Source organism: Clostridium malenominatum (assembly GCF_039521365.1).
Taxonomy (GTDB): Bacteria; Bacillota; Clostridia; order Clostridiales; family Clostridiaceae; genus Clostridium_AW; species Clostridium_AW malenominatum.
This window is the reverse complement of sequence record NZ_BAAACF010000001.1, coordinates 1096596-1109949: the sequence shown is the minus strand read 5'-3', so window position 1 is coordinate 1109949 and position 13354 is coordinate 1096596. Positions and strand designations below refer to the sequence as shown.

Genomic DNA, 13354 nt, shown 5'->3' with positions numbered 1-13354 from the left:
TAAGCTTTAATTAAATTATAGCTTAAGCAGAACTTTCCACTCACCCTTTATTTCTAAGGGTGCCTCTCCCTTTGCATGACTGTATAAGGACTCTATAACTACAGTAATATATTCTTCTGATTTAATTAAACTGTAGTCTATTATTAATTTTCCTTCGTAAATATTACTTTTACTATCATCTTTTGATTTAGATAATAACTTATGACTATCCTCTATCTCAAAAGTGAATTTTTCTTCTTTTTCAGCTTTTACGATAATCTCACTTTCTTTTATTGTCCTACCAGAGCTAGTTATTATTTTATATTTTCCTAAAGTCATTGCTCCAGTTAGTTTATAAGAAATTTCATCATTTTTTAATAACTCTACTTCTAGCTTTATCATATTATTCCTTGAATCAATATTTGCCCATTCTCCTTTAATTTTTATTTCATCTGTCGCATCCTTATATTCTATCCCCGTTACTGCACCCTTCCAATTGGTTATATCTTTAAAGTATCCGCCAATTTTTTTCCCTAATGCTGTATAACTTCCCCCTACTCCAGTAATTAATATAATTGCTATTACGGCAGCAACAAAGGTACCTTTTCTTTTTACCATTCCTTTATTTTTTCCTTTTTTATTTTCTAGTTCTTTTTTAGCTATTTTTATCCCCTCTAAACTTTTACTTCTTATGCTACTAGGTATGTTTATTTTACCCACTTCATTTTTTATATTATTATCCATAGATTATATCCTCCTCTCTTTCCATGCGCATCTTTTTCAATGCTCTGTATAGGATAGTTTTTACCGTTCCTAAAGGCATGTTCAATGTCTCTGAAATCATTGTAAATGTATAATCGTGATAATACTTCAAAATAACTACGGTTTTTTCATCTGTTTGGAGAGATTTAATTATATCTATCAAGGATTCGCTGCACAATATCGAATTATTTTCATCTTCTATTTCTTCCGTTACAACATCTTCTAGATAAATTACCTTTTTATTTTTTCTTAAAATATCTATAGAACAAGATATTGCAATTTTTATAAGCCAGGTTTTAAAATACTCACTTTTCTTTAAGCTACCTATTGATTTAAAAGATCGATATGCTGTTTCTTGAACCACATCTAAGGCATCCTCTTCATTTTTTACATAAATGTATGCCATACGATAAATTTCCTCTTCATACTTAGTAAATAGCTGTATGTAAGCTTCATCATCTCCCTTTTGAGCTTTCTTAACAAGTTTGTCTAAATTAAAATTCTTATTCACATTTATCCCCCTTTCTATTTATTAGACGTAGAAGAAAGGATTTTGGCTTTACTAAAATTGTTTTACACGAAAATTTTTAAAGGGAGAATGAAGCCTAAGTTTCATTCTCCCTATTTTCAGTCCCTACTAAATTTAAATTTATGCTATCTATATATCTCTCTGTAGTTTTCTTAGGAGCAAAATCACTAATAAAAGTGATATTATAAAATAACATAAATAAAGCAGTCTATACACTTTCACTTCACCTAAGTGAGCTAGTCCACCAATTATATTCCCTGTAAATTGAGTAAATATCGCTCCACCCATAAAACCTGCAAAGTTTACAATTCCAAGTGCTATCCCGCTTTTACCCTCACCTGCTACTTCTCTAACAGAGGAATATAAACTTGTAAGATGTCCTCCTATAATAGCTCCCGTTAAAATAAGAAATAAGGTTATAGAAATCACATTACTTTCTTTTGGCAACATAGCTAATACAAGCCAGCAGAAAGAAAAGGACAAAGCGCAAAAAAACAGCGTTTTAATTGTACCTATTTTTTTAATTATTAATCCAGAGAGATTATTTCCTAAAGCGATTCCAATACTAAAAAACATCAACATGTTTCCTATAGTTTCGCTGCCAAAACCAAAGACACTATTTAAAAATGGCGCTGCCCAGAGAGATTGAAATGAAAGTTGAATACCTGAATAAATACAAAACCATAAAGCTAGGGATTTTAATCCTGATGAAAATTCAAAGGATTCTTTTATTGACTGCGTATCATTTTTCTCTTTCTTTTTATCTACTAAAATGAACCAAGCTGCCAGTGCTACAATAGCTGAAATGATTCCCGACATGAAAAAAATATTTCTCCATCCTATTAGGTTTGTAACTAACAATAAAGGTTTAGAAGAAGCTAGGGCCCCTAAAATACCTATGGATAATAAAATTCCCGTATAGAAGCTAAATTTTTCTTTTCCGAATAATTCATAAAAGGTATTTAAAGCAGGCACATAAATGCACGCAACTCCTAGCCCTATCAATATTCTAGAAGCAAAAGCAATCCATAAATTTACAGAGTATGAAAATAGAATTGAACCAATAGCTGTAATTATTAAAGATAAAGCTACAATCTTCCTTGTACCATATTTATCAGTAATATAACCACAAGGAATCTGCATTATGGCATAGGGATAAAAATAGGCTGATCCTAAAATCCCTAAACCTGCTATAGTTATCTTTAAATCTGATATTAAATTATTTGATATTACTGCCAGTGATAGTCTATGAAAATATGTAAAAAAATAGGCAACCCCAAAAATAAATACTATTAGGAACGATTTTTTTCTATTAATCCCCATATGTCTTCCCCCATTAAATATTTCATATCTTTATTATATTTTACTAGATGTCTAGAAATAGTCCATAAATTTCTTTATAACTTAAAAATAAAAACCGCATTAAATTTCTTTAATACGGTTTCTCCATTTTAATTATTTTTTCTTAGAATTTTTGTCCTTGTTTTTGTTTGTATCTTTTTTCTTGTCACTATTTTTAGTTGAACTGCTTTTACTTTTACCTTTGTCACCCATTTTATAAACACCCCTCTTAATTAAATATAGTTAATCTTATGAGAGGAGTTACGAAAAAATTACTACTATTTTTAACCAATGGCATTTCTTGCATATAATATATATTTTGCTCTATCTAATGGGTTAACTCCAGTTCTTTCTCTCGTTGCTCCAAGTTCAATTGGCACTGGACTATAACCTGAAAACTTAGTAGTCATTACCCCTTTTCCGCTAGAGATAACTCCCAATCTTACAGGGTAATCTATTGAAGTAGCAATGGGCATTTCTCCTTCAACAGTGAAGCTTCCATTTATAATCATAGGGCTATCAAAGGTTCCCCTCATCTGTATAATGTCATTTAAAACTTTCCCTCCAACTTCTTCTGGAACGGAGATTCTAAACTTAATTATAGGTTCTAATAATGTGGTTCCTACACTAGCTAACCCATTCATTATTCCTAAGGTTGTTGCTATAAGAAAGTCCCCTGGGTTACTATGCATTACATGATCCTCACCTGCTATTAGGGTAACCTTTAAATCCACAACTTCCCAACCATAAAGTCCTTGTTTAAGGGCTATAGGAAGCTGGGTTTCTACTTCCCTTTGATATCTAAGTTTTATGTCTTCAGTTCTTACCTTAGATTCATATATTAAGCCCCCTCCAGCTTTAAGTGGTTCTATTTCAAACTTTACTACAGCCCAGCAAGGTTTAGGCATGGTATAAGCTTCGAAGCCTAGGGTCCACGCCTTTGGAGTTTCCTTATATATTATAGATGGTTTTCCAAAGGCAACTTCTATTGCAAATCTACTCCTTAATATGCTCTCTAATATCTCTAGTTGTATCATTCCCATGATTTGAAGGTGTAGTTCATTTTTTTCTTTTATCCATTGGACATTAAGCAGTGGGTCTTCTTCCTCTAATTCCTGAAAAGCTTCCACTAACTTTATATAGTCTTCCTTAAATTTAGGAAATACTTGAAGAGTTAAGAGGGGCTTGGCTATGCTTGGAACTACAGGTATTCTTTCTGGATTTCCCAGAATATCTCCTATGCTTGCCTTTGATAATCCTGAAACACAAGCAATCTCTCCTGCCTTAACTTCTCCAAAATCTACTTCCTTTTGTCCCCTAAGTTTCTTAATTTGTGTTATCTTTTCATCTGCATCTTTAGTATAATTATGAACGGAATCCCTACTTTGAATTTCCCCTCCATATAGGCGAAGGTAGGCTAACTTTCCTAAGTTTTTGTTACGTTTAACTTTAAAAACTATAGCAGAAAGCTCATCCTCCTTGTAGTCTTCTAAAGATGGTATAAACTTTACTAATAAATCTAAAACCTCTGTAACCCCAATTCCTTTTATGACAGCTCCAGAGATTACTGGATAAATACTACATTCTTTGATTAATAAAGCTAGCCTTTCTTCCAGTAATTCAGAACTTATTTCTTCTCCTTCTAAATACTTTTCCAAAAGGAATTCATCTTTTTCTGCTAAAGCTTCTGTGAGATTCTCCTCTTCTAAAAATAATGGAAATTCAGTTAGGAGTTTTTTAATCTCTCCTAGTACCCTTCTCACATCAGATCCTATCCTATCAATTTTATTTATAAAAATTATAGTAGGTATTTTCATGGTTTTTAAAGCTTTAAAGTAAACCTCTGTTTGAGGTTGAACTCCCTCCACCGCAGAAATTACAAGGATAGCACCATCTAAAACACTGAGCACTCTTTCCACTTCTGCAGAAAAATCTACATGACCAGGAGTATCGATTATATTTACCTCTACATCTTTCCAGCAAAAATTTGCTTCTGAAGCCTTAACAGAAATACCCCTTTGCTGTTCAACTTCTAAATTGTCCGTATGGGCTGTTCCTTTATCTACACTTCCAGGCTCTCTTATAACTCCACTTTTATATAAAATTTGTTCTGTTAAAGTAGTTTTTCCTGCATCAACATGTGCTAATATTCCTATGTTTTTTATATTTAACCTCTCTGACATATAAATTGTCCTTTCCTTTACTTCTTCAAGCTTTCTATTTCCACAGATTCAAATCTATATTTTTGACCAGTAGGATTTTCCTTTTCCGCTGGAACCTCTTCATTAAACATATGGTATGGTCTTGCAAAAACTCCGCAGGAACCGTAAAGTGCTTTATATATAACCAATTCTTCTCTTGTCTCTGAATGAATAGCAATATCTAATAATAAATATAAATCGCCTTTAAAATGTCTAAATATTTTTCCTTTATAATCCTGTAAATCTCTCTCCATTTTAACTCCTCCGTATTTTAATTTCACTTTATAATATCAATTTTTCACTTTAATATCAAACTCTCCCTTAATTCTTTCTGGATAATTATATACTTTTAAATAAATAGGATTTTTATATTTAATTTCACTAGAAATATGGTATAAAATACCTTGTTCATTAGATTCACCAGCATGGGTACCACTACTCTTATTATTGTAGACTTTACCACTACCATCCTTAAATTCATGGCTGAATACATTATAAGCATGTTTTTCATCCATAATCTTATCTGTTATTAATGAAAATTCTAAGGTAATTTCTTCATTACCCTTACTTATGGATTTGAGAGTTAATCTATGATCTGGCGCTTTTATGAGCTCATTTTTATCCATATCTACAATAACTTCTAATTTATCCTTATCCACTGCCCTTATACTACTTCCCTTTATATGAAGTTCCTTTGGATTTGCAAAATAGTTGCTCTGAAAATATAGGGTTTCATTGTAATCATCTTTGCTACTTCCAATTACTCCATTACTTATTCTAGCCCATTCCTCACCCTTCTCATTTAAAATGGCAAGATCGTCAAAGCCTAATATTTTTTTACTATTATTTTTATCGTATTCCACTTCTAAAGCAATTCTAGTAGGGGTAATAGTTAAGGTTTTAAAAGATATTTTTTGCCCCTCAATTTCAAACTTTTCATTTATATCATAAACCTTATGCATTTCTTCAAATTTTTCCTTATCTACGGGAATTTCAAATTTCCATATAGAGGATAATATCTTTTGTTTATCCCTTGAATCATTGCCTTCATCACTTTCTCTTAAGGTTACAGCTATGAAAAGCTTATCTGGTATTATGGTTTCTTCGCCAAAATTTAGCTCCACTTTTCCTTCAAGTTTTTTTTCAATATTCATATCTTTATCAATAAATGAACCCCAAGTTATGGCAGCTTTTAATCCTTCACCAAGTTCATCTGTAAACTTCATCTCATTTAAGTTTACAAATCTATGATTTCCCTTATTTTCAATGGAGTAAAACACTATGCACTTTGAGCTATCTATGATAATATCCTTTATACTGAACACTAAATCTTCATGTTCCTCAGATAGATTTATAGGCTGAACAAAATTATTATCTACAATATCTTTAATTCCTTTGTCATAGTTTATTAAATTAACAATATACTCAAGACCCGGCACCTTACTTAAAACTACCGCAATGGCAGGGGAAACACGGATAGAGGTAATTAAAGTTACAAAAGCTACTATATTAGCAAGTTTTTTTGCTCTCATCCTTTTCTTTTTCATCTGACCTTCCTCTATACCCTTTTTTATATATTCATCTATGGAGTCTGGTTTAGTAGTATTATTGATCTTCTCTCCTAGCTCCATTAGCTCCTTCTCTTCCCTTTCAAACACTGCCATTCCCTCCTTTATCTAATAATTCTCTTAGCTGCTTTAAAGCCCTATAATTCCAAGTCTTTATTGTGCCTTCTGGACAATCCATCACCTTTGCAATGGCAGCTAAGGTCATGTCCTGAAAGTATTTTAAAATTATAACCTTTTTATACTTAGGCTCTAATTCTTCTATAGCACTTTGAAGCACCAGGTTATCCTCATAAATATTATTACAATGCGTAGCGCTTTCTTCATGGATAAAAACTACTCTATTCTTCCTTTTTTGTTCATCGATACAGTAATTTATAATTATCCTTGTGAGCCATGTGGTAAAATATTTTGGTTCCTTTAGCCTATTTAGTGTCACATAGGCTCTACAGGTTACCTCTTGAATGGCTTCTAAAGCATCCTGCTCATTTTTTAAATAACAATAGGCAATATTATATAATTTATCTTTATGGGCAGATATAAGTTTATAGAAAGCTTCATCATCTCCCCTTTTAGCAGCTTTAATTAAATCCTCATCACACACAAATTATCCCCTCCCCCTAAATAAAGTTAGCGATTTTCCTTACTTTACTCATTAGACTTAATAGTAAGACATTTAGTTTCAGAAATAAAGATATTTTTTCCATTGCCTCGGAGGTCATTACTTTTAATACCAAAAATAAAAGCAGTAAAACTTTTATTATTTACTGCTTTTTCGTATTTTAAGAACAATATAAATTAAATTAATATATTAATTTACTCCTGTCATCATTCCTATAATCATTCCAATGAAATATGGTATTAACCAAATTATCCATACTGCTATACTAAACTTATGGAAGGTTCTCTTCTGTTGCTCATTATTTTTATAAAGTACCCAAGTTGCCCAAGTAGCGTGAAGTATCATTAATATAATAGCTAAAGCCCCTGTTGTCCCATGAATAACTGACTGAGTTGTAGTAATTGATAAATTACCAGTTCTTGATATTATCTCCATAATCAAGGTACCAGTAGTGTCACATATAAGTCCTAACCAAAAGATTATAACATGCCACTTTTTTAATGTATTTGACTTTCTTTCAGCCCATACACCTACGGTATAAAATATAAGTGCAAAAGTAATTGTAATAATTGCAAGTAATAATTTTCTATCCATTTTTATCTCCATCCTTTGTTCTATTTCTAAGTCTTTTTAATGCTTCCTCAACCTTCATAATTGCCACTTTATTTTGTGTATTGTAGCTTTACTTTCTTAAAGTTCACTCCAGATACTAAAAATAATATCCCTGAAATAAATAATGCGAGCCCTAAACCTAAGTAAAAACTTCCAAGATATACGGGATTTACTATGCCAGAATTTTTTAAAGATATTCCCCCTGTTATCATAAATGCCATAATTAAATATCCTTTTAAATCAAAGAATGAAAAAATACAGTGTTTAACTAAATCACTATTAATAACTCTCTTCTTATGCTTGTCTACCATTTTGCTAAATACAAACTTATAAAAAACAAAGAATACAATCGAAGAAATAATCAAAAAACCAATTGGATTTTTTACATTTTTAAATAAGTCTCTATAACCAAGAGTTAATATCCTGCCTCCAGAAAAACTCCATAAAGCTCCTCCCAGTATAAAAAGTGTTCTTTTATTCGCTTTAATCGTAATTTTTTCTAATACTTTCATGATTTCACATCCTTATCAATAAATAAATGGTTTCTATGCAAACTATTTTACTCTCTTATAAATAAAGTGTCAATATAATTTATAATGATTCTTTGTTAATAATCTATGTAATTTCTGTCATAAAAAATTCTTTGGAATACGTTCTCAATTGTATAATAAAATTCCTTTTAATGTTTTTAAATTCATAATAGCAACCCTTATCTAATTACAAATTAGATAATTAGTTAATCATTTAATACTATTTCTTAAGGTGCATAGATTATAGTTATGAAATGTGAAATTGTCAATAAAAAATGTAACAATAAAAGCAGTAAGATTTTTATATATTCTTACTGCTTTTATTGGTTTTTTAAGAAGGTTGCTTACCTTTTTAATTTCTTCAATTATCTTTTTCTCGTAATACCTCATCTTCACCTATTAATATTACATATTCTACTCTTAGTTTACTAGCATAGCTCATTTTTTTCTTTAATGAATCATCTTCAAAATATATTGTTACCCCAAAGCCTTTTTCTTGAAGCGACTTAATTTATCATCACCTAGAGATACAAGCCTACTCGGTGAATAAGTAAGAATAGGGTATTACTTCAAGCTCATTTTTATTCAAATATATATACTCAAGCAGCTTGAGGAGTGTGGATTGGTTAAAAACTTTCTCCTCATGGCCATTAGTTTCATCGATTTTGTTCAATATAAAAACTATAGTTGCTTTTGCTTTATGTGCATCAGCTATAAATTTTTCTATAGTATTTATATCAGGATTTTTAGTCAGGTCCATAGACTTTATTGGCGTGTATTCAATTTGATACTTGCTCAAATCAATAATATTGTCTGAAGTTCGAAGGCTCTTATACCCTTTCTCTTTTAAAAGCTTTATAAGGTATGGGTTTACTTCACCATAGGTCATAATTACAGAATCGCTTGAACGGGTGAAAAATTTGTTATCCATCCACTTTTTTGTTTTCTGTATATCCTCTAACACTCTGGTTGAATTATCATACCAGTCATATTCATAAGGAAATGACTGGTTAATTATGTCCCATCCTTCAAGGTATAGAGTTGTCAGTTTTGTAACATCCATATATTCTTTTTCTGTTGTCAGGGAAGGTATTACTCCCACATTTCCTTTCATATTATATTTTTTAAATATAGGATAGGCCTTTTCATACACACACTCATACCCACTATCAAAGATGAATACTATCTTTGTATCTCTTTTACTAGTAGTATTAGCTTTAGTAGAAAGTTCTTTCTGTTTAGATTCTTTTGCTGTAAGAATTTTAAAAGTACTCTTTATACTGCTTATATGTCTATTCATAAAAATATAAGTACTCGGATACATGAAGATTACTAAAATTATTGTTAATAGAGCTATACCCTTATTTATCCCCTTCACTACAAAGCCCCCATTACATACTACTTTTCTTAGAAAATAGTGCCTTTAAGTTAGTATTACCCTTAAGTTCTATGCTAATTTTCTCATCCTTTGATTCTATATCTCCTGTCCACCCCTTAAACACATAGCCTTTCTCAGGTATGGCCTGAAAAGTAATATATAATCCCTTAAAGTATGTTCCTTTCCAGGTTGAACTGTTACTATCTATCGTAAGTGCATTGACTTTTACTTTTCCCCCTTCACCTACATCAATATTAATCTCTGTCATGCCTGAAAGGTTAAAATAGTTTACAATATGTTGCCTAATAAAATCAGGTCTTTTCTCAGCAAATACTTTAAGAGAATCAATTTCTTTCTCCCAGTTGGAGATATTCATACCCTCGTTCCACCTTTTTATATGCTCCTCAACATAGGGGTAGTATAACTGCTTATAATATTCAATTTGTTTTAAAACTTCCTCAGTCTTATAAATAGTGTTAAGTCTATCCTCAAAAGTCTTTATAAATTGAGACCTGAATTCATCATTTTCTAAAAGTGACCTTAATATAGCCGTTGACCAAGGAGGATTTGGCCATACAGGTCCATTTGCTTCTGTGGCAAAGCTTATCATATCAAATTCATATCCCCCTTTTGTCTTAAACAATCCAAAACCATAATCCATATCAAAAATAAGCCATCTCCATCTGCCATCCTGTCCATATGCTGCATTGGGTTCGTATTTTTCTGTTCTTTTTCTCCACACCTTAATATTATTACCAGGCCAGTCCCTGTTTGCACTGTAAAGCTGTAAGATGTTATACTCTATAAAATTGTCCATGTCCATCATAGTTTTAACATATTCATAGTTGTCCTTTAATTTCATATCATTAGAGGTTATAAAAGCCTTCATCCTATCGAAAAGCATTTCATCCCCCACAAACCCTTCGCTTACGTTTATACCTGCCTCACCTGTTGGGTTTTCTAGTACAACAATATCTTCTAAATCTATTTTATAGTGATTATAAAAATAATCTTTATTATAAGGTTCCTTAATATTTTGTATTCCATAATATTCTCCATTTACAAATACAATACAGGTTCTATTTCGTTGTGTATCCAACTTAATTGTTTTGGGTACAAGGCTTTGGATCATTTCATCTCTAAAAAAAGCACCTAAATGATCCGTTGCAGGTGTTCTGAGCATTAGTTTACTTGAAGCCGTATCTGTTTGATGATTTGTGTTATCTGTAAGTGCAATATTAAATACATCCTTATCATCGTAAGCATGTCTTGCAAAAAGTGCCAGAGATTTTATGAGATTGTTCCTTGAATATCCTCCAAATACTCTTATACCGATTCCTTGATTTATAATTTCTTTACCTGATTCAAAGACTTCCACATTTGATTCCCTTTCCCATTTACTGCCTTTTTGAGTAAAGTTGCCTTCAATTTTTCTGGTATTAATAGTTTCCTGTGTCTGGGTTTTAGCCCAACGTTCGTAAATTTTTCCAGGTACAAGAATACCTTCATCATAATCAAAAAGATTGACTGGGTCAGATACAAGAGAAACTATTGGCAAATTATATTTGGTATAAGCATTGTTAATAAAATAGCTTTGGGTAATTGTGTTGCTTTTCTTATGTCCCCTCTTACAGGCAATTGCCCTAATAATGGTCCCTCCCTTATCTCTCTCAAGTATTTTTATGGGTTCTTTATATAAAAAGGATTTTTCTGTTGGAACGGATCCGTCCGTTGTATAGTAAATATCTACTCCTTCCATAGTTTTCCTTAAAGTTAGATAAAATTCTTCTGAGTAGATTCCCCCTTTCACAGAAAATACAGGTTCATCAAGCTTACTTGCCTTTAAGCCGTCTTTTAATGGAACCGAAACATTATTGCTGCTTCCAGGAGTTCCATTGTCAAATGTTGAAAAAACAGTTTCTCCATCATGGGTTCTTCCATATGAAATATTATCAGAAATATTCTCTAGCTTCACAATGTTATTCCACTTACCATCGGAAGAGGATAATATTAAAACCTCATCAGAGGCTTTCAATTTAAAATTGGTATGGAGGTCACGGAGGCCTTCATACCTGTTTTTATTAGATGTCCATATAAGGAGATATGATTTCCCTTCAATGGTCACATCAGGAAATACCCATTTACGAAGATTATTTCTGTCATCTGTCAATCCAAAGCCTTTTAAGTTAATAGCAGTTTCTGATTTGTTGTATATCTCAACCCAACTTTCATAATCCCCATCGGAATCCTTAAAACTACTTCGGTTTGAAGTCATTATTTCATTAATACATAAACTACTGTTATTAAAACTTACAGAGGGGTTATTTGGATGTTTTAAAAAACAAAACCCGCAAAACACCACTAAAATAAGTACAAAGGCATATCTTTTATATAATAAACTTTTCATTATTTCACCACTCACAAAACTTCTTTAAACACTTACTTCACCATTATAGGAGACAATATGCACTTCTCTGATATTTTCCAAAGTATAAAAATGCTCCGTAAGATTATCCGCATTAACATGCTTTAGGGTAATTTCATATGTCAGTTCTGAATAAAGTTTTGTTGTATTTTTCATGCGAAGTTTGAAGGGGGCTTTATATTCTTTTAGAATATGATTTATATCCTCGCATTTTATATCCTCTCCCTTTACTACCAGAAGATAGTTATAATCCTTGTACAACCTATTTCCAAAGAGTAACAACACAGCAGCTATGGCTATACTACCAATTATTGCTATCAAAAAAGCTCCTATACCGGCTGCAAGGCCAACAGCAATGGCCCAAAATAAGAATGCTATATCTCTTGGTTCCTTTATTGCCGCTCTGAATCTTACAATAGAAAGCGCTCCTACCATACCAAGGGATATAGCCAGATTGCTTCCGATAAGCATCATTATTACAGAAGTAATTAAAGAAATCATAACAATTGTAACATTGAAACTTTGTGAATATACTACTCCATTAAAACTTATTTTATATATAAAATAAATAAAAAGTGAGAAGAGTATGGACATTGACATGTTTATCAATATGATTTCAATGGTAAAGGTTGAAGCACCATTCAATAAAAGATTTAATAAATTTTCATTACGCATAAGTTCACTCTCCTATCTATTGATAGTTTGTCTACCTAAACAGTACTTACTCACTGATGATCTACTAACTGTATAAGTAGATATTACTTTTTGAAGAAATTCAGGAAACATATTATCGTATTTTATTTCCAATACATATACATCATCTTCTATAACCGGCAGCATATTTATTTTGTCGTTAAAAATATTGAAGTCACTATTAGAGGCCCTAATATTTTTATCAATAGTTACACGTATGTTTTCAAAGGGATATGTGTAGGCCTCTCTTTCATAATCTATAATGACTTTAGGTCTATATAAAGCTTTATGCATTAAGTAATAGACTTTTGTAGCCACAACAGAATTATAGTTTAACAAATTAGAACTTTCCCCTGATATCATAAGTTTTGCATCACAATTTGATATAGTAGCACTCTCTTTCATCATATAAATGCCATATCTATTCTTCAGCTCAAGTTTAACTGAATTTGATTCCAAATTATAAATACGCAAACGCAGCTTTTTCCTATCCGCTATGCCATCTTGCTTGTTTACATAGTCACTATTTCTATAATCATCAAAATATAAGCTTCGTATCCAATAAGAACCATCTCCATCCCCATGTTCATCTTTTTTCATATAGGCTTTTAAAAGACCTGAAAGCTCAAAAGCCCTCACTTTTCTTATATAATATTTTTCTTCATGTCGATATACTTGGATATCCTTTTGTACTCTGTCAATATTTATTCCCACCTT

At 31.5% G+C, this 13354-nt stretch carries 14 protein-coding genes; all 14 read right to left on the bottom strand.

Annotated elements, in window-relative coordinates; genetic code table 11:
• Positions 1-15: 15 nt before the first annotated feature.
• The 14 genes from ABDZ69_RS05585 to ABDZ69_RS05520 all read right to left on the bottom strand — a co-directional run bounded on the left by ABDZ69_RS05585 (position 16) and on the right by ABDZ69_RS05520 (position 13351).
• Positions 16-723, bottom strand: coding sequence for a hypothetical protein (locus tag ABDZ69_RS05585; protein ID WP_343767516.1), 708 nt, complete (start codon positions 721-723; stop codon positions 16-18).
• Positions 716-1252, bottom strand: a complete 537-nt coding sequence (locus tag ABDZ69_RS05580; protein WP_343767513.1) for a sigma-70 family RNA polymerase sigma factor — start codon at positions 1250-1252, stop codon at positions 716-718. Before ABDZ69_RS05580 ends, ABDZ69_RS05585 begins: the two co-directional genes overlap by 8 nt.
• Positions 1253-1399: 147 nt before the next feature.
• Positions 1400-2593 (bottom strand): MFS transporter, encoded by a 1194-nt coding sequence (locus tag ABDZ69_RS05575; RefSeq protein ID WP_343767511.1) that lies wholly within the window; start codon positions 2591-2593, stop codon positions 1400-1402.
• Between the two features lie 302 nt (positions 2594-2895).
• A complete protein-coding gene (locus ABDZ69_RS05570; protein WP_343767508.1) occupies positions 2896-4794 on the bottom strand; it encodes a GTP-binding protein in 1899 nt (632 codons plus the stop codon).
• 17 nt (positions 4795-4811) lie between these two features.
• Positions 4812-5066, bottom strand: a complete 255-nt coding sequence (locus tag ABDZ69_RS05565; RefSeq protein ID WP_343767505.1) for a DUF1653 domain-containing protein — start codon at positions 5064-5066, stop codon at positions 4812-4814.
• A 36-nt stretch (positions 5067-5102) separates the two neighbouring features.
• Positions 5103-6476: a DUF4179 domain-containing protein gene (locus tag ABDZ69_RS05560; protein WP_343767503.1), complete on the bottom strand. Its 1374-nt coding sequence runs from the start codon at positions 6474-6476 to the stop codon at positions 5103-5105.
• Complete coding sequence (locus ABDZ69_RS05555; RefSeq protein WP_343767501.1) at positions 6463-6981, bottom strand: sigma-70 family RNA polymerase sigma factor; 519 nt, start codon at positions 6979-6981, stop codon at positions 6463-6465. Before ABDZ69_RS05555 ends, ABDZ69_RS05560 begins: the two co-directional genes overlap by 14 nt.
• Positions 6982-7188: 207 nt before the next feature.
• The gene (locus ABDZ69_RS05550) at positions 7189-7593 is read right to left on the bottom strand and encodes an HsmA family protein (RefSeq protein WP_343767498.1); all 405 of its coding nucleotides are present in this window, start codon (positions 7591-7593) and stop codon (positions 7189-7191) included.
• Between the two features lie 68 nt (positions 7594-7661).
• Complete coding sequence (locus tag ABDZ69_RS05545) at positions 7662-8123, bottom strand: hypothetical protein (protein ID WP_343767495.1); 462 nt, start codon at positions 8121-8123, stop codon at positions 7662-7664.
• Positions 8124-8502: 379 nt separating this feature from the next.
• Complete coding sequence (locus ABDZ69_RS05540; protein WP_425544643.1) at positions 8503-8652, bottom strand: His/Gly/Thr/Pro-type tRNA ligase C-terminal domain-containing protein; 150 nt, start codon at positions 8650-8652, stop codon at positions 8503-8505.
• Positions 8653-8676: 24 nt separating this feature from the next.
• Positions 8677-9519 carry a polysaccharide deacetylase family protein gene (locus ABDZ69_RS05535; protein ID WP_343767493.1) on the bottom strand — a complete coding sequence of 281 codons (843 nt, stop codon included), beginning with the start codon at positions 9517-9519 and terminating at the stop codon, positions 8677-8679.
• Positions 9520-9532: 13 nt separating this feature from the next.
• Entirely contained in the window at positions 9533-11926 is a 2394-nt protein-coding gene (locus ABDZ69_RS05530) for a CotH kinase family protein (protein ID WP_343767491.1), read from the bottom strand.
• Positions 11927-11950: 24 nt separating this feature from the next.
• Entirely contained in the window at positions 11951-12619 is a 669-nt protein-coding gene (locus tag ABDZ69_RS05525) for a DUF4956 domain-containing protein (RefSeq protein ID WP_343767489.1), read from the bottom strand.
• Between the two features lie 12 nt (positions 12620-12631).
• On the bottom strand, positions 12632-13351 hold the full coding sequence (locus tag ABDZ69_RS05520; protein WP_343767486.1) for a polyphosphate polymerase domain-containing protein: 720 nt from the start codon (positions 13349-13351) through the stop codon (positions 12632-12634).
• Positions 13352-13354 lie beyond the last annotated feature (3 nt).

Excerpts from the sequence above, each read along its gene's own strand:
- ABDZ69_RS05585 (WP_343767516.1), bottom strand. The coding sequence starts at position 723 with ATGGATAATAATATAAAAAATGAAGTGGGTAAAATAAACATACCTAGT.
- ABDZ69_RS05575 (WP_343767511.1), bottom strand. The coding sequence starts at position 2,593 with ATGGGGATTAATAGAAAAAAATCGTTCCTAATAGTATTTATTTTTGGG.
- ABDZ69_RS05570 (WP_343767508.1), bottom strand. The coding sequence starts at position 4,794 with ATGTCAGAGAGGTTAAATATAAAAAACATAGGAATATTAGCACATGTT.
- ABDZ69_RS05565 (WP_343767505.1), bottom strand. The coding sequence starts at position 5,066 with ATGGAGAGAGATTTACAGGATTATAAAGGAAAAATATTTAGACATTTT.
- ABDZ69_RS05560 (WP_343767503.1), bottom strand. The coding sequence starts at position 6,476 with ATGGCAGTGTTTGAAAGGGAAGAGAAGGAGCTAATGGAGCTAGGAGAG.
- ABDZ69_RS05550 (WP_343767498.1), bottom strand. The coding sequence starts at position 7,593 with ATGGATAGAAAATTATTACTTGCAATTATTACAATTACTTTTGCACTT.
- ABDZ69_RS05545 (WP_343767495.1), bottom strand. The coding sequence starts at position 8,123 with ATGAAAGTATTAGAAAAAATTACGATTAAAGCGAATAAAAGAACACTT.
- ABDZ69_RS05530 (WP_343767491.1), bottom strand. The coding sequence starts at position 11,926 with ATGAAAAGTTTATTATATAAAAGATATGCCTTTGTACTTATTTTAGTG.
- ABDZ69_RS05525 (WP_343767489.1), bottom strand. The coding sequence starts at position 12,619 with ATGCGTAATGAAAATTTATTAAATCTTTTATTGAATGGTGCTTCAACC.